Source organism: Pseudomonas sp. (genome assembly GCF_049653025.1).
Classification (GTDB): Bacteria; Pseudomonadota; Gammaproteobacteria; order Pseudomonadales; family Pseudomonadaceae; genus Aquipseudomonas.
Window position 1 is genome coordinate 23,054 of sequence record NZ_JBASFM010000013.1, and the last position, 15,878, is coordinate 38,931.

Consider the following 15,878-nt stretch of genomic DNA (forward strand, 5'->3'; position numbering starts at 1 on the left):
CAGGCCCCGCCGATTTTGAAAGCAGCGAATCGATCAAAGATAATCAGATCACCCGCTTATTTCTGTGTGGTTGACTGCCGCGAGGACCTCGCAGCAACTATTCCCCGCATTACAGGCGCACCTTTCCTGCATTTGTCTGTAAATGTCTGCGTTCCACCCGAAGGTTCGAGAACGCAAACAGCGTGAACAACTACGCCGTGTTCTTGGCCAGGCCACGAAAGCGCGTCTTCACATAACCGAACTGGCACTTGATCACCCGAAATGGATGCTCGACCTTGGCCCGCATCTGCGCCTTGACCCTTTGGCTACCAACCGGCCATTCAATCCCAAGAGAAGCCTACTGCGGGCGACCCAACGTCATCTCCGATTCCGGTTCTTCCGGCGCATGCAGATCGGCGTAGATGTTCTCTGCTAGCGCAATATCTTCATCCGTCAGGTGCTGGAACAAGCTCGTCCGCTTACGCTTGGAGACACGCCCGCTGTTCTCGTAAATCACCGCAATAAGCAGTTCAAGATCCCGGTTCGACAGATCCAGTTCGCGATTCATTTGCTCTTTGAATCTATCGCGGCGGACGAGATGGTTAACCTCATCACGCATGAGTCCATCCAGAACTCGTGCAGCGCTTTTATTGACCTCGCCCTGCAGATCAGTGAAGTCCAGGTGGGCGAACAGATGGGCATGCGCCTCATCCAGTTCAGGGTCGCTGGACAAGTCCCTCCGGTGGTACTGCGTAGCGCTAAGTAGTCGCCGTGAGAGTGCGTCGAGCGTGCCGATATAACTGTCCAGATTGACCAGAAGACCGGCAGAGATAGGCATGATGATGCCCTGCAGCTTGAGGCCTTCATTGGCCAGGATGTCCTGCATGATGAAGCGGGACAACCGGCCGTTCCCGTCCATGAAAGGATGGATGTAGATGAAGCTGTGCGCGATCGCGTTTAGCTTCACCAGCGCAGGGGCGTCACTGCGCATGACGCGCTCACGCATGACGAACCACTCCTCCATCATCCCAGGCACTGTTTCCGGCGTCGGCGGGATCAGGTGAATGAGATCCCCGCGGCCGAGCCAGTTCTGCAGGTGCCTGTATGCACCAATGGACGGATCGGGACGCCCCGTACCGAGAGCTATCCGATGAATCTCGAACAAAAACTCTTCGTCTAGTGGGCGTTGGCCCGCCTGCTCCAGCACTCGTACAAAACGCAAGATTCGATCAGGAGCTGGGCGCTCATGCTCGATTTCGTATGAGCTGCGAGTCTCGGTCGTCAGCAGGTACTGCGCCGCTCTAGCAATCTCGGTGACTGAGAAATCAACCATCTGGTCATGCATGCGCTCGACTATTTGCGCATTCAAAAGACTGTCGTCTGTCCAGCCCTGGCGGGTAATCAGAGCTGACAGCTGTGGCGTCCCCAGGAGATTCATCCGAACGCGATGCCTGCGCGACATTTCCTCTGGGCCGGTGAAATATTTCTCCGGTGGGAGCAGGTGCTCATAGGGAATGTTCTGGGCTGTGTCGGGCAGAGGCAACTGATGGCCAGCAATATTCTCGCAGATGTACCAGAGCCGGCGCAGATAGCCGCTGGCTGGCTTCTCAGCGATCGCAGCAACCAGGTCATCTCGGACAGCGGGAATCTGGAATGCGCGCTCTAGGACTCCCAGATTTACCCCTTCGTACGAAAGCGCAAACAGCATCTGGTCGATGGGGCGATTTTCTCTGGCGTATCCCTTGGTGAAGACCTCTACTTTTGCGCCGCCGATGGGCTGAGAAAGCGCAGGACGCGAGCCTATGACACACTCATGATCAAGCGGCACGCAGTGAAGATCGAGGGCGTTGATCAGCCAACTGTACCCGGCTCGCTCAATGGGTTGCCGCATAGAGAATTTCCTATAGGGATCATGATAAAACTATAATTTACACTACTTTCATGGAAAAACTTATAGCTAATACCCGGGCATGAGAATGACAGAGTCGGCCAAAGAAATGAGCCAAACGGCCGGCACTGACTCAAGGTTTACCACTCTCGTAGCGCGAGAATGCGTTGACGCCAATGCCGAAAGTCTCGGCCGTTTCACGCTGGTCAACGGCGAGCGTCTGAAGCATTCACCTGCTTGTTAAATCCCAGCATCGCTGTGCTGACGCGGGCCGACTCGCCTGCATCAAGAACCACTTCACCGCAGGCCGGGCAGAAGTCGCCGGTTACTGCCGGAATAGTGGTCGGTTCGTTCTTGTAGGTGTATGGCATATCACGGGTGTCGTGCACTAGTTCCGCCGCTGCACAAGATGGACATTTCATGTTCATAGCTCCTTGAAGGACACGATGAGCACATCATCAATGACCGTGAGTTTCAGATAGACCTCTCCGGCTTCTCCATATGGGTCGCACTAACCTGCTAGGTTATATCTGGCAACTTGGTTAATCACCTCGGGGGACGATTTTTCGAGTTACACGGGCTCGCCTAAGCGTCTTTCTTCGGCCGGATTCCTGAGCTGCCGGGTGCGTCCTGCCGTACACGCCCTGCAGATCCGTGACCGTCACATGCGTGTAGATCTGGGTACTCTCGATGCACTGATGACCCAGCATCTCCTGCACATAACGAATGTCAGCACCGTGGCGCAGCATGTGCGTCGCCGTCGCGTGACGGAGCGCGTGGCAGGAGCCACTCTTGCCGATCCCGGAGCGCCGGATATAGCCACCCACAAGCGCGGTCAACTTGCTCTTCTGGATGCGCTTGCCAGTTTCGCCCAGGAAGAGAGCCTCGCCGCTGGCCATCGTCGCCAAACGGCCGCGTAGCTCGTTCAGATACTTCTCAACCCAGTCGAGTGCTCGCTGCGCAATTGGAACCCGTCGATCCTGTCCACCTTTCCCTTTGCGTACAGTGACCAGCTTGTGTTTGAAGTCCACGTCCCGGATATCCAGCACGGCCAGCTCGGCTCGGCGTATCGCCGTGGCGTAGTAAACCTCCAGGATGGCGCGGTCCCGCAATCCCATACGACCTTTCGTGAGCGTCTGGTGCAGAATCGGGTCTATCTCGTCTTCATCAGGAATCTGCTTGGGTATCTTGCGATGAACCTTGGGCAGCGGAAACTTGGAGTAATCGTCCGAAAGCACAATGCCGTAGTAGTGCAAACGCTTGAGCAGGCCTGTCACGGCCATCAATCTCATGCGCTGTGTTGAGAGCTCCAAGGGTGCACTGTCCAGACGCTTGCGGTACCGGTGCAAGTATTTGCGGTAACTCTCCAGAAGAGCCAGGTCGACTTGCGTCACCTCGCTGATGCCTTGCTGCTCACTCCAATGCACGAACATCTGCAGCATCGCTGTCTTGGAGTTGGCCGTCGCATCACTTTGTCCGCGAGCTAGGCAATCCTCAATGTAAAAGGGCACGCACGCTAACAGGCTGGTCGGATAAGTTTCAGCAGCCATGATCACCTCCCATGCTTTCCGGTAACGCCAAGGCGTCTTTGAGGGCTCGCGAGAGAGCCTTATCAGGATCGCTAACCGTGGAGACAAAGCGGTTGCCATCCAAGCCCTGGGGGAACAAAACCAAGCGCACTTCGATGCCACTGTCCGCAAGCAGATGGGCGATCCGATGCACCTCATCCAGCTCGGGATGGGAAGTGCCGAAGGCGATGTAGATCAGCCTGACCAGGCTGCTCTGCAGGATGCTCAGGTGCTCTTCGTCGAAGCCAGCAAAACCCATGATGGCGGCCACGTTGGTATATCCGTGACACCACCAAGTCAGTGCTTCGATCGGGCTTTTACAGAGAATCAACTCGGGAAATTCGAACAACGCCTTCTGGTTGAAAAAACCGCTGTGCTCCAGATGCCAGTGCACGTGATAAGCCGAGTGCGCGGTCAGCTTGGGCGTGATCCGACGCCCATAACACCCCAGGATCTTTCCGTCCTGATTGAGCATCGGAAACACCAGTGCACCACGAAACAGCTCGTGCCCAGAGTCCCTCAGCAGACCGACGCGCATCAGCGCACCTCTGACCGTCTCTTCCTCCAGAAAGCTCAGCTTGCGTAGCTGCAGCCCTAGGGATCGATCTGCCAAGCCAAGCCGAAACTGCGCCAGAAGATCAGGTTGGTAGATACCTCGGCCCTGCAGATAGGCCAAGGCCTTCGTGTCGCTGCACAAGGTCTGCGAGTAGTAGTCGAGCACCTGATTGACCACCAGGTTATCCGCCATACCGTCGTTGTAGGAGCAGCGGGCGATCGGCTGATGAATCATCACATCCTGATGCTGGATCTGATGGGGATCGTACATGGCTAGTCCTCCCCATCGTTGAGGCCGCGCTTCTTGCGCATGGAGTCGCCGTGCATCTCGATCTTGTGCGCGCGGTGAACAATGCGATCGAGGATGGCATCCGCCAGGGTCGGCTCGTTGATGTACTCGTACCACTTAGCGACCGGCAGCTGGGAGGCAATCAAGATGGCACCGGTCCCCGTCCGGTCATCGACGAACTCCAGGAGATCCTGTCGACCGATATCAGTGAGCGGTGACATCCCCCAATCATCGAGGATCAGCAGGTGGCACTTCGCGAGCTTGCTGCGCAGGCCGGACAGAGAACCGTCGGCCCGAGCAATTTCGGTTTCCTCCAACAACCGGCTAACGCGGTGGTACGCAACGGACTGTCCGCGGCGAATGGCATGCATGCCAAAAGCGCAGGCGAGCCACGTCTTGCCCACGCCGGTCGGACCAGTAATCAGCAGGTGCTGGTGGCGCCCGATCCACTGGCACTGCCCCAGTGACATCAGCTGTGGCTTGTCCAGACCGCGGCGCGCCCTAAAGTCGATGTCTTCGAGGCAGGCAGTGCGTATCTTCAGCTTCGCCTGCGTCATCAGACGTTGTTGCCGGCGATTGTCACGTTCATGGCATTCGGCCTCAACCAGCAGGGCCAGGCGATCGTTGAAGGGCAGGCTCTGAATGTTGGGGCTTTCCAGCTGCGCCGCCATAGCGTTCGCCATGCCGAGCAGCTTGAGCGCTTTCAGCTGCTCGAAAGTCTGCTGCTCATTCATGGCGGTTCTCCCCGGTGTAATAGTCGGAGCCGCGCACATTAGCGTGGGGCGGAATCAGAGCGGCGACGGGATGCAAGGGCCGGTGCAACTCATCAAGACGATGCTGCAAGATAGAACGCAGACTCTTGATCGTCGGCGATTGGATGGCCAACGCCCTCGCGCAAGCCGCTTCGACCCTGGCATTACCGTAGTGCTTGGCCAGATGCTGCAACTGCTGACAGGCCTTGCTGCCGGAGATGGAGAAATCAGCCTTACCGTGAAACTGCGCCTGCACGACCTCCGCAGTAGCCGCACCAAGACCATAGGCCCATTCGAGATAGTGGTGCGCGGTCCGAGAGGCATAGGCTTGGTGGGCTTCGGGCCGGTGATTCGGGTTGGTCGTCGTGCCGCCGGGCGAGTCGTCGCGAGGATGCAGGGCCACCCGCTTGCTCAGGTGGAAAAAGGCGACGGTCAAAGGGCTGACACGAATATCCACCCGCTCGCCCACCAGCCGCCAGGGCACCGAGTAAGCGTGATTCTGCACATAGATGTGGTAGTCCGGCCCGACCCTCTGAGCGGCCATCCATTCGCCGTATTCATAAGGCTCCGGCGGCAAGGGTTTCAACGCGGGCTTGTCCAACTCAAGGAAACGCTCTAGGCGATTGCCGGGCAGGCGCTTAAAAGAACGCTGATTCACTTTCTCCAGCAGCTCAGCCAAAGCAACGTTGATCTCCTCTAGGCTGAAGAACTGCCGGCGGCGCAGCGGTACAGTGATCCACTGGCTGACCAGTTTTACACCGAGCTCCGCTTTGGCCTTGTCCTGCGGCTTACGAACCCGGGCGGGCACCACCACAAAACCGTAGTGCTCGGACTGTTCCTGATAAGTCTTGTTGATGACAGGATCATGGCCTGGCGTGGTCACTGCGGACTTGAGATTGTCCGGGATGACCGTCTCGGGCACGCCGCCGAAGAACTGGAACATCCGGTTGTGGGCGTCGATCCAGTCACAAAGTTTTTGACTGGCACTGGCATAAGAGAATGTGTAGTTGGAGCAGCCGAACACAGCTACGAAGACCTGAGCTTCGCGCTGCTTACCTTGTTCCGCGTCAAACCACGAAATAGTCTGCCCGGCATAGTCCACAAACACACATTCGCCAGCAAAGTGGACCTGCCGCATGGTGAGGTCGATTTTGCTCAGATACTCGCGGTAGTAATGGTTGAATTGGGAGTAAGAGTAGGCGGCGGATTTGAGCTGATCGCGGTATTCCTCCCAGAGCTCGATCCGAGTCTGATGCTTGGCCTGCATCAGCTTATGGATGGCCACCCAATCAGGCATGACCTTGCCATTTTCCTGCTGCCTAACTGCGTGAAAGCAAGTTTTTAGCTCGCGATCATTCATGTCCTGGACGACTTCCCAGTCCCACTGGTTGGCCTGCGCTACGGACGTAATCTTCCTGACGGTATTGATAGCGATGCCTACCTGCTTGGCAATTTGCCGCAGGCTCATTGTCGAGCAGCAGTTGAGATGCAATACCTTCCGATAGGTTTGAGCTTGCATGTCTGTACCCTCCTGGAGCCGGCTTCAGTCATCCGAAGGACGAGCAAAGCCGGCATCGTTAGACGCAATCGAAATAGGGATACAGAGAGGCCCCGAAGCCCGCGCGTGCGCATGGGCTTTCGTCTTGACAGGTTGGGCTTCGGGGATAAGACTGATGGGAGTCGGGTCTTCACATCGACTGCCACAAAAGGCCTCTGGGATTGCCCCCCGGAGGCTTTTTCTTATCTGCGCCTCACTGCGTTGGTTACACGCGTGTGTCGCTAGGTCATTTGGGATCACCTCCTGGTTCGCGATTGAGAGAAATGCCGAACTTAGCAGTGAAGCGCTGCTCGGCTAGGTGACGGGCAACATCCTTCACGAGGGCGAATTTCCCTCGCCGGTATTCCAGGTCAAACAAGGGAACCGCGACGGTGTGGCGCACTAACGATTGCCGGAACGCTTCGCGCGACGGATAGCCCAGTGCACGCAATAGCTCATCCCCAGTCATCACTGGTCCAAAGCGGCCTAGTAAGTCGCTCTCAAGACTGCTGGCTAGAGCCTCAATCAGCATTGCCTTCTCGACATCGTCCATAGCGGCCTACCTAGGTCGTTTGTCATTAACGTGACAAGTCTATGCCGGACCTGAAATGGCCGCATTTCGTCGTATTTTTTGGGGAATCTCAGAATGTTGAAAAACTGCGACTAAATTCTCTTGTTGTTGGCTTAAGAATCAAGGTCATTCCGAGTGCCAAGTGTGGATACATGCTGCTCGTGTAACTTGTTTCACAAGGCAAGTTCTATGGAACGTTTTTTCACATTATCCGACTCTGTAATAGCGATTCGCAGCAAGTACTTTGTAAATGTGCTACTACGCAGGCTAGGGGTGGATAAGGTTTCGCAAATTACCCCTGCCCTTGTAGAGGTGGCAGGCGCCGAAAGAGGAGCTGTCTACTCGAAGTTTCGTGCCGACTTTTACAGATACAAAAGAGGAGAAAATATAAAAAATGACAATCTTATAAAAGCGGTAGACAAGCTGTTGCCGGGCATGGCGAGAATTGTTAGCCACCCGATTTGGTCTTTACTATCGACCCGCGACCCAGAAGAGGCCGAGCTTATAGTACTTGCTCAGAAGCTTGAGCCGGGGCTTCACCAGATCCTACTGAAACATGATGAAGTTACTCGAGCTATAGATTTCAGGAGCTTCACTAAAAGTCGTGATTGGTTCTCGTCAGGGTCAAAATTTCTGCGCGCTATTGATCGGAGAGGTTTGGATGAGCTTGCTGCTCTATTAATCGCAGTTAAAGCTCATGAGCTGCATGGCGAATACGGAGAGTCTCGATCCTTAAGAGAACTTGTAATGTACTTTTTTATTGAAATCAGTTTGGTTTCTGATTTTGATGGCGTTACCGAAGACTTATATGAAGAAGTACATGGAGTGCTTGCTAAGGTCTCATCTAGCAACAGACGTCATGGGAAGGCCTTCCTTATACTTGCTCAAATGATGGCTAGGGAGGAGCCGTGGCACATGCTTGAAACTATTAGAAGGGTCTCGGCTGGCCGCGCAAGCCATGATGAAAAATACAGTGTGATACTGAGGTGTAATAGGGCTATCTGAATCGCGTCCGGCAACTGCAGCTGGTTAACCTATATTTGCTGTCTCGTCGAAACTCTGGACGCCCTCTTGGAGCTCCATTAGGGTGACATCGATGGCGCGCTCCCCTGGCTGACCTCACCAGTTCTGACCTTGGTCTCTGAGCGACCGATCGATCTGCTCGTTACTGAGTCGGACCGTAGGGTAGTACTGCAAGTGACTCACGTTATCGAGCACGGCTTGCCGGTGCAGGCACTATTAAGCCAGATAGGTATTTGATTCCATATCCGGAAAGGTAGATAAGTTTCTGAGACTGCATCAAACCGGGCATCCTCGGCCATGAAGACCCTCCCCGAGACAATCCTTGAACACGGCAAGCTCCTCCCAGAAGGCGGCGTGCTGGCTCCTAAAGATTTCCTCAATTTTTCTAGTCGAGCAGCTGTAGATCAAGCGTTCTCGCGCCTAGTCAGGGCCGGACAACTGATGCGCATCTCGCGAGGCATTTATGTGGCTCCTATTGCGAGCCGCTTCGGGCAGCGTGCCCCGTCGACAGATAAGGTCGTGGCCTCGCTAGCTTCAAAGCATCATGAAGTAATCGCCCGCAACGGTGCACATGCAGCCAATGCTCTGGGATTGACCCTGCAGATGCCAACCAGAGAGGTGTTTCTCACCAGCGGTTCGTCCCGGACGCTGCAACTAGGCAAGGCAGAGGTGCAAATTGAGCACGCCCCGAGGTGGTTGATGGCGCTCGGCACAAGTGCGGCAGGCGATGCTATTCGTGCACTTGCTTGGCTAGGTCAGGAGCATGTGCGCGAGGCGACAGCGAAATTGCATCGGCAGCTACCGCACAATGAATGGCAGATGCTGCATTCAGTGCGAGCTCAGCTTCCATCTTGGATGGCTGAGGCGATTGGCAGCGAGGCGACTGATTGATCTCCTGCCACTAACAATGCCGAAGCATGCATTCGTAGACATCGGCGCAAGCCGGAGAAGCAGTCTCTGCTCAGATCAGCCGCTCATACTCCGAAAGACGCTTGACGCTCTGCGTAAAAGGTAATGGAGCCGCTCTAGGATGAGCTTTATAGTTAATTATAAAGCGATTATAGAATCCCATTCCGGGCACCTGATCCACGCTATCCGTTTTTGGCCGACTCTGTTGGAAAAGTCCCGCTGCGATATTGGTCCACTAAGGAGCGTGGGCGAGATCAAAATCTGACTCGCTCAGAAGGCTGAGTGGTGTTTACGTAGCAACGCCAAAAATGGGCGTTTTTTTGATCTGGCGGCGGTTACGGAGACAGGCTTTGGAAGCAGTGCTTTTTGGATGAAGATCGCCAATAGGGCTGGGATAGGATTGAGCCAAATTTATCACCGATGTTGGAGTGCAGATGCGTCAGTGCCTGGGTAGAACTCGCGAGGAAGGTAGATGCAAGAGGACGGGGAATTGGTTGCTGTTCTGTGGGGAGCACCGTTCGCTAAAGCTGGCTGCTCGTAGTGTTACAGCGCTTGGCGTTGTTACTGGAATCGTCGGCCTACTGGATTGGAACTCCATTACGCCTGACGATGTTTTGAGTGCCTTACGCTCGCCTCACATTAGCATGGAGGCGATTATAGAGTCGGCCTCGATAGAAGCAGTCAAATACACAAACCCTAGCAGTGAACATGTCGTAGCGAAGGTAATGAACCGCAGTGTGCTGGATGATGCGAGCCCCCTGACCGAGAGCAATTTTCTTTTTACGCTGGTCAGCCCTTTCAAGCCATTTACCATGGACACCATTTTCCGGGGCGACGGCTGTCGATTGCAGGGTAAGGGAAAAGGGCTCTCAGATGACGCGAGCTACGGCTACATCGATATTGTGGGGATGTCATGCGTTGACGATAGGGGAATTGCCTATGAGCTCCACGCTTCAGAGTCTCGACGCTTGGGCTTTGTGACCAATGTGGGCGATTTGGAGAGTCGCGGTGTGCGTGTTGTCAAAGATGAAGAAGGTCATACCTTGCGCCAGTCCGATAACGTCATGATTCGATTCGATCTTCCCGTGGCGGCTTTATCGCAGGCTGGACGCACCCGATAGATTGGCTAGCAGCTAATATTTGTTGAAATAAAGAGCCGAACTAGGCTGACTTTGTCTTACCGACATTTGCCTAACGCGAACTGCTGCTTCCGGCCAAAAGCGATCACTCAGTTTCTTTGCGAAATGGGGGCAATCGGTCACCGGAAGAGTTGAAAAACTGTACGCAGCAAGCCTGGAGGGCATCTAGAAAAACAAGGTAATTCAACTCTCAGGCTATGCCGCAATGAAGGCATTCGATATGTCGCTATAACGTTCATAGAACGGGTAATGGTCGTCAGATAAAACGAAATTACAGATTATGAATTCATCCCCTACAAGATCTAATGGCAAAAGCTACCATTACAGTAGCTTCTGCCAGCGACAATCTATTTTTTTGAGGGCTTGCTAGGTTTTAAGTCGGGATTATTTCCCGGCGTGTCTTTATTGTCACGACGACGTTTATCAACTTCGCCGGTTGATTTAGCAATTGGCTTTGGGCCTGGTTTAAGCGCCATAAGATCTCTCCTTGATGTTAATGCCGATTTTGGTTGTTGCAGAATCACCTTATTAGTATTGACGGGGACTTTCAATAGGCATGAGATGCGTGATTTGGCTATGTACTCGTCCACAGCTGAGTATTCGCATTGACTCCGACACTAAGTCGCATAACTAACCGACACCGAATCGCAGGCAAAACCGCCGCGCCGCCGCTTGCCAAAACCGCCAGCGAATCGCATGGTGCCGCCTCTCATTCGCATGCCTCTGCACCGACTCGCATAAACCGCCAGTATGTGTTGCCGAAACGTTGAGACAGCCAGGCCCTCAATCCCGTAGAGCCGATCTCGTGGTTTCAAATAGAATAACAAGGGAGAAGTGGACGGTCATGGCTATATCCTCCCAACACGAACCTGGCCTTGGCGTGAGATAACAACTAGCTAAGCGGTGATTAGCTATGGCGGCTGCGGGCGTCCGGGCAAATCAATGACTTTAGGACTTCACACGATCTAGGTTCTACTTTTCTTCGTCAGCCACAACACGGGGGAGGCTATGTATTGGAGGCGCTTGATCCGGCTTTCGATTCCATATTGCGTAAGACGGGGCCGCCAGTCACCATCTTAAATTCGCGATGGTAGCTATGTGGCACAAGCCTAATAGGGCCGTTCTGTAGGGTGATGGCACTATGAAATCGAGCATCTTCCGCTTATCTTTGAGTTGGATTTGCTCATGCCAAGGACTGCCCCATGATCGAAAAAATTGTTCTACGCAACGTCTCCAGCTACTCACCCGATTCTGCAGTGTCTATTGCCCCGCTCAAACGCGTGAGTTTGTTTTACGGTCAGAACGGGACGGGCAAGACCACCATCGGAAACTTCCTCCAGTCCCCTGCTGAAGCGTGCTTTAGCGTTTGCAGCGTGGAGCCAGCAAAGGCTGGCCGAGAGGTATTGGTCTACAACCATGCATTCATGGAGAAGAATTTCCACGAAGCGGCATCCCAACCAGGGGTCTTCACCCTCAATGAGGGCAACATTGAGGCAGAGGCCGCCCTTAAAGCGGCTGAGTCAGTAATTGGCGAGCTGACGATTGCCCATGATGCTGAGATGGAAAAGGGGATGAATTGCAAGAAGACCCAGGAGCAAGCCTATGAAGTTCTCCTGGACAGCGTTTGGAAGCCTAAACGTGACTTCGATAACACCGCTTTGGCTTACTGCGTCAAGCCGCTCAACACCAAAGAGCGTCTACTTGAAGCTGTCCGGCGTATCCAACTGGTACCAACCGCTGACACCGCTCATGGGCTGCTCAGCGAAGCGGCAGAGCTTAACGAGGCCAGTGATAAGGAGCTGCCCGCTATCGCCCCAATCACCTTCCAGGCGGATGTGCTTGAAGCCAATCCGATCATGCAGGAGGTCATCACTGGATCAGGTAACTCCTACCTCTCTGCTTTCATTCAGCAGTTGGGAAATTCGGACTGGGTCAAGCAGGCGCTGCGCTATGAGGTCGAGGCAAAAGATCAGTGCCCACTATGCCAGCAGCCCTTACCGCAGAATTTCTACCCAGAAATTCGCAAAGTCTTCGATAAGACCTATGAGCAACGTCTTGGTGTATTGCAGCAACTCGAAAACCAGTATAGGGGCGCGGTGGATCAATTCCTGCGACGGTGCGATGCACCGGAATATCAGCTACAAGGCATTAAACTCCGGATCACCAAACTTCACGCTGTGTTCCAGAAAAACCTGCAATCCCTCGCCACAAAAATCGCCAGTCCGTCCCTTGCGATTACGCTTGAATCTACTGCTGCCTTGGTCACCGAATTAAACGGTGAGATTGCGGCTGAACAAGTAAAAATCGACGTTATCAATGCCAGGATAAAAAACAAGAGACAGCATGAGGAGGACATCAAACGACGTTTCTGGGACTGGTACAGAGCATCGTGTGACGATGCTTTCGTGACGTTTGAAAAGGTCGACACGGAACAGAGTCGCCTACGCCAGGCGGCCAAGGATGAGGTTCAGTCTCTGCGGGATCGCATTCAGGCACAACGTGACATTGTTGCTCAATCCAGGGCTGCCATTACGAACATCGACCAGTCGATCGAGAATATCAAGGGCTGGTTGCGGCTGCTGGGTCTCAAAGGTTTCGAGCTGATTAAAGAACAAGGCCCTGTGCCGCAATATCGTCTCGAGCGCCCTGGCCAAACCGAAGGAGTGTTCAGAACGCTAAGTGAAGGCGAGAAGACGCTGATCTCGTTTCTCTACTTCCTGGAGGTATGCAATGGCGAACTGGACACTGCTGGTGGAAAACTGAAGCGTGATCGCATCATCGTCATCGACGACCCTATATCGAGCTTATCCCATAACTATGTCTACGACATTGCGTCGCTGATCAGGCGCCAGGTGCTCACTCCGGCAGACCGGTTTAAGCAAGTGATCATACTGACGCACAACCTGTTCTTCTTCCACGAGATGGTCAAGCTCATGAAGGATGACGGAGAGAAATCTCTAGCGATGTTCCGGATCACCAAGTCCGAATACAGCCTAGTTGCGGCTATGGAAGAGCGGGAAATCCAGAACGATTACCAGGCCTTCTGGCAAACCATAAAGGACGCGCTGCAGGGACGAACGTCCACTAATGTGATCCCAAACATGATGCGCAATATCTTGGAGTACTACTTTAGCTTCGTGCACCAGACCTCCAGCCTGCGCAAGGCTTTGACTGATCTTAGCGAGGAGAACCCAGAGTTCAGAGCGCTGTACCGCTATATCAACCGTGAATCGCACGCCGACGCGATTAATCTCACGGATTTCGGTGAGATTAATCCGGCGATCTTCGTCGCCCGGTTCAAGGATGTGTTCATCAAAACCAACTTCGAATCGCATTTTGACAAGATGATGGCATAGCTAGCCATGTTCCCTCGGAGGGCGACTGCAGCATAAGGCCTATGTGTTCTCTGTTTCCTTCAGTTGGCGGAGCTATGTGGAGTTGAGGCCGGCCTTTCCAGGTTGAGCATCCACTGATAGCATCTTGCCTGCAGCTACCACCAAAGGGCTCTCCTTCCTGCCTGGCACTCTTCTGCTCGCTTTGCACGTGGCGTGTAAAGGCTATCAGCGGCCCGCTGAGATCAGATGGAGAATACGCCATGAACAATCATGGAAAAGTCGTGCTGGTTCGCCAGTACAACCGTTTCCGGTTAACGGTCGGTAACTCCGCGGGAAATCGCTAACTTCAGATAGCTCTACGTGATTTCCTTCGAGATTCGCGCTGCGCAGCCTTGAGCATTAGTATCCTTGCTCGCGGGGTGTCTCCAGAGGCTTTTTTCTGAGCCTTCCTAATTAGTTCTCGAATCTTAGACGCAGAGTTGTTAATGACCATGTTCATGGTGAGCAAGTCAGCATTCTCTGTTTCCAGACAGAGCTCCGCAATCATCATGGACAAGGAAGCAGTGGTGTAGTTTGCGGCCACCTCACAACCATAGGCCGGAGGGATCACGGCACCATCAACGCTGCCCGGCCCAACGCTAACCCGAGTGAGGGTAGCAAGGGCACCGCCGTGAACTGTACTGTTTGCCTGTTGATATCCACGTCGCAACGTTTCCAGCCCAACATTACTCTCCAAATCCCGGAATGTGATCTTGGCACGGCCAAGCTCGACCGATGCCCACCCGTAGTCCTTAGCAAAGGCAGTTCCGAACTTGGCTACCAGCGCGTCCTTCTGTTTGCGCAAGTCATGTATGTATCGATCACTATGAGCATTTACTGCTCTAGCTGTGCCGCTGGCCCTGTCAACGTCAAGAAGTCGTAGTTCTTCCACCCAGTGATGGGATAGATACATCTGAGCACACCTGTCGGATCGCATGGCCAAGAACATTGTGATGACACAGATTTCATGGAGTGAACGCCACCTTGCCAATGCGCCGTCAGCGTACCCAGATCGTGCCAGCGTAATAATCTCGCCGACGACCTCATATGCTCGCGCGACAAGCTTGCTCAACGCGAATGCAGTATTTGGCTTGGCGTATGCGCCCTTGCGATGTAGAGCAGCAGCATGATTCCACTCCAGCACGATGTGCCTCAGAAGATCCAACTGCTCAATGGCTTTCCCCCACATGCGTTGAACTGTTTCAGCTCGCTCTGAATGTGCTTTTCTTAGGTGTAGCGAGTGCTCAAGTGCCTGTTCTGAGATACGGTCGCCGATAAACTCAGCCACGCTTGCAAGTGCATTAGGGACGGCCTGCGAAATCGCCTCAGCCACATTGCCCAATACATCAGTTATTGATTCCCCTAGCTCATCAATGAGCCCCTGTACCGTCGTCTGGACTTCCTTCTCGTTGTCTCCAAATGCGCATGGGGGGTTTACGTCGAGTTGGATTTCCTCTCCTTCTGCATTAAGGAGCGCAGCCGCTAAGCGTTGAATGTCATGCTCAGGAAGACTGATGTTCCGCCGTTTTGCAGCCCTGGCTAGCGCCATTGGAAGCAGTTGCTCCCTTGAGGTGGCCTGTGCCACACAACGGTCAAGCGTTTCCTGAATCGAAAGTATTTTTTTCACGGCGGTGTCTCAGGCTGAGCAATACCCTGAGTGTACTGAGTCATGAGTTGGTCCAGCGCTAAACGAATAAAACTGTTCGCAATGGGGAGTGCAAAAGCCCTACAAGGATGGGAGCTTGTATCTCCGCTTTTTAGCAGGCCTGCTGGCGACTGTTGATCGATTGGAGCAGCTCGATATCCGCATGCGCTGCGACCACTGCTAAGCCGCCGACGGAACGAATGCGGAATGCTGATCACGAACAAGGTGACCATCCGCTTTTGGCCGAGGCTGTGTAAAAACGTTTTCGAGCCGGCTTGATGGTTTGAGTCGGAACAAAAATCGCGTTCCTACGCAAATTTCAGGTCTGCTGACTGACCAAGCTACTGCAGATTTTAATTAGCAACGCAGACTTCAAAACGGAGCCTGCGTTTTTACACAGCCAGGGCCGGAAACAGCCCTTCACCAGCGCCTGTTTCCGGCCGATTCTGTTGAAAAAGGCCCGTCGCGTTTTTTGCCCATCAAAGAGCGTTAGCGGCGTTGAAATCTGGTTCGCTAAGAAGACGGAGCTGTCTTGTTTTTTACGTAGCAACGCCGAAATCGAGCGATTTTCGAGCTGCCGAAAAGCAACTTTCTCAGAGACTGACTTTTTCAACAGAATCAGCCAGGAGCGAACGCTCAAAGCGTCCAG

General features: G+C 53.8%; 12 protein-coding genes and 2 pseudogenes. 4 read left to right on the forward strand and 10 right to left on the reverse strand.

Annotated elements, in window-relative coordinates:
- Positions 1 to 109: 109 nt before the first annotated feature.
- The 8 genes and pseudogenes from WBK23_RS10210 to WBK23_RS10245 form a co-directional block, all read right to left on the reverse strand.
- Positions 110 to 304: pseudogene (locus tag WBK23_RS10210) on the reverse strand (transposase); the annotation flags it as partial.
- Positions 305 to 337: 33 nt separating this feature from the next.
- On the reverse strand, positions 338 to 1,870 hold the full coding sequence (locus WBK23_RS10215; RefSeq protein ID WP_424483866.1) for a Fic family protein: 1,533 nt from the start codon (positions 1,868 to 1,870) through the stop codon (positions 338 to 340).
- A 130-nt stretch (positions 1,871 to 2,000) separates the two neighbouring features.
- A pseudogene (locus WBK23_RS10220) lies at positions 2,001 to 2,295 on the reverse strand (type II TA system antitoxin MqsA family protein).
- 114 nt (positions 2,296 to 2,409) lie between these two features.
- The gene (locus tag WBK23_RS10225) at positions 2,410 to 3,417 is read right to left on the reverse strand and encodes a tyrosine-type recombinase/integrase (protein WP_424483867.1); all 1,008 of its coding nucleotides are present in this window, start codon (positions 3,415 to 3,417) and stop codon (positions 2,410 to 2,412) included.
- Complete coding sequence (locus WBK23_RS10230; RefSeq protein WP_193826305.1) at positions 3,407 to 4,261, reverse strand: hypothetical protein; 855 nt, start codon at positions 4,259 to 4,261, stop codon at positions 3,407 to 3,409. Before WBK23_RS10230 ends, WBK23_RS10225 begins: the two co-directional genes overlap by 11 nt.
- A gap of 2 nt (positions 4,262 to 4,263) precedes the next feature.
- A complete protein-coding gene (istB, locus tag WBK23_RS10235) occupies positions 4,264 to 5,013 on the reverse strand; it encodes an IS21-like element helper ATPase IstB (RefSeq protein ID WP_193826304.1) in 750 nt (249 codons plus the stop codon).
- Positions 5,006 to 6,550 (reverse strand): IS21 family transposase, encoded by a 1,545-nt coding sequence (gene istA / locus WBK23_RS10240; protein ID WP_424483868.1) that lies wholly within the window; start codon positions 6,548 to 6,550, stop codon positions 5,006 to 5,008. The genes istB and istA overlap by 8 nt, the downstream gene beginning before the upstream one ends.
- 265 nt (positions 6,551 to 6,815) lie before the next feature.
- The gene (locus WBK23_RS10245) at positions 6,816 to 7,121 is read right to left on the reverse strand and encodes a hypothetical protein (protein ID WP_424483869.1); all 306 of its coding nucleotides are present in this window, start codon (positions 7,119 to 7,121) and stop codon (positions 6,816 to 6,818) included.
- A gap of 207 nt (positions 7,122 to 7,328) precedes the next feature.
- On the opposite strand from WBK23_RS10245, the gene WBK23_RS10250 reads away from it, so the two are divergent.
- The 3 genes from WBK23_RS10250 (at position 7,329) to WBK23_RS10260 (ending at position 10,192) form a co-directional block, all read left to right on the forward strand.
- Positions 7,329 to 8,144, forward strand: coding sequence for a hypothetical protein (locus tag WBK23_RS10250; RefSeq protein ID WP_424483870.1), 816 nt, complete (start codon positions 7,329 to 7,331; stop codon positions 8,142 to 8,144).
- 315 nt (positions 8,145 to 8,459) lie between these two features.
- Positions 8,460 to 9,053, forward strand: a complete 594-nt coding sequence (locus WBK23_RS10255) for a DUF6088 family protein (protein WP_424483871.1) — start codon at positions 8,460 to 8,462, stop codon at positions 9,051 to 9,053.
- 743 nt (positions 9,054 to 9,796) lie between these two features.
- The gene (locus tag WBK23_RS10260; RefSeq protein ID WP_424483872.1) at positions 9,797 to 10,192 is read left to right on the forward strand and encodes a hypothetical protein; all 396 of its coding nucleotides are present in this window, start codon (positions 9,797 to 9,799) and stop codon (positions 10,190 to 10,192) included.
- Positions 10,193 to 10,557: 365 nt separating this feature from the next.
- Here WBK23_RS10260 and WBK23_RS10265 read toward each other — a convergent pair whose 3' ends face one another.
- Positions 10,558 to 10,686, reverse strand: a complete 129-nt coding sequence (locus tag WBK23_RS10265; protein ID WP_424483873.1) for a hypothetical protein — start codon at positions 10,684 to 10,686, stop codon at positions 10,558 to 10,560.
- Positions 10,687 to 11,412: 726 nt separating this feature from the next.
- Between WBK23_RS10265 and WBK23_RS10270 the strand changes: the two genes are divergently transcribed.
- Positions 11,413 to 13,566, forward strand: a complete 2,154-nt coding sequence (locus tag WBK23_RS10270; protein WP_424483874.1) for an AAA family ATPase — start codon at positions 11,413 to 11,415, stop codon at positions 13,564 to 13,566.
- Positions 13,567 to 13,891: 325 nt separating this feature from the next.
- Here the strand turns inward: WBK23_RS10270 and WBK23_RS10275 are convergent, their stop codons facing one another.
- A complete protein-coding gene (locus WBK23_RS10275) occupies positions 13,892 to 15,211 on the reverse strand; it encodes a DUF5677 domain-containing protein (RefSeq protein WP_424483875.1) in 1,320 nt (439 codons plus the stop codon).
- Positions 15,212 to 15,878: the final 667 nt, after the last annotated feature.

Excerpts from the sequence above, each read along its gene's own strand:
- istA (WP_424483868.1), bottom strand. The coding sequence starts at position 6,550 with ATGCAAGCTCAAACCTATCGGAAGGTATTGCATCTCAACTGCTGCTCG.
- WBK23_RS10265 (WP_424483873.1), bottom strand. The coding sequence starts at position 10,686 with ATGGCGCTTAAACCAGGCCCAAAGCCAATTGCTAAATCAACCGGCGAA.
- istB (WP_193826304.1), bottom strand. The coding sequence starts at position 5,013 with ATGAATGAGCAGCAGACTTTCGAGCAGCTGAAAGCGCTCAAGCTGCTC.
- WBK23_RS10260 (WP_424483872.1), top strand. The coding sequence starts at position 9,797 with ATGAACCGCAGTGTGCTGGATGATGCGAGCCCCCTGACCGAGAGCAAT.
- WBK23_RS10230 (WP_193826305.1), bottom strand. The coding sequence starts at position 4,261 with ATGTACGATCCCCATCAGATCCAGCATCAGGATGTGATGATTCATCAG.
- WBK23_RS10245 (WP_424483869.1), bottom strand. The coding sequence starts at position 7,121 with ATGGACGATGTCGAGAAGGCAATGCTGATTGAGGCTCTAGCCAGCAGT.
- WBK23_RS10225 (WP_424483867.1), bottom strand. The coding sequence starts at position 3,417 with ATGGCTGCTGAAACTTATCCGACCAGCCTGTTAGCGTGCGTGCCCTTT.
- WBK23_RS10250 (WP_424483870.1), top strand. The coding sequence starts at position 7,329 with ATGGAACGTTTTTTCACATTATCCGACTCTGTAATAGCGATTCGCAGC.
- WBK23_RS10215 (WP_424483866.1), bottom strand. The coding sequence starts at position 1,870 with ATGCGGCAACCCATTGAGCGAGCCGGGTACAGTTGGCTGATCAACGCC.
- WBK23_RS10255 (WP_424483871.1), top strand. The coding sequence starts at position 8,460 with ATGAAGACCCTCCCCGAGACAATCCTTGAACACGGCAAGCTCCTCCCA.
- WBK23_RS10270 (WP_424483874.1), top strand. The coding sequence starts at position 11,413 with ATGATCGAAAAAATTGTTCTACGCAACGTCTCCAGCTACTCACCCGAT.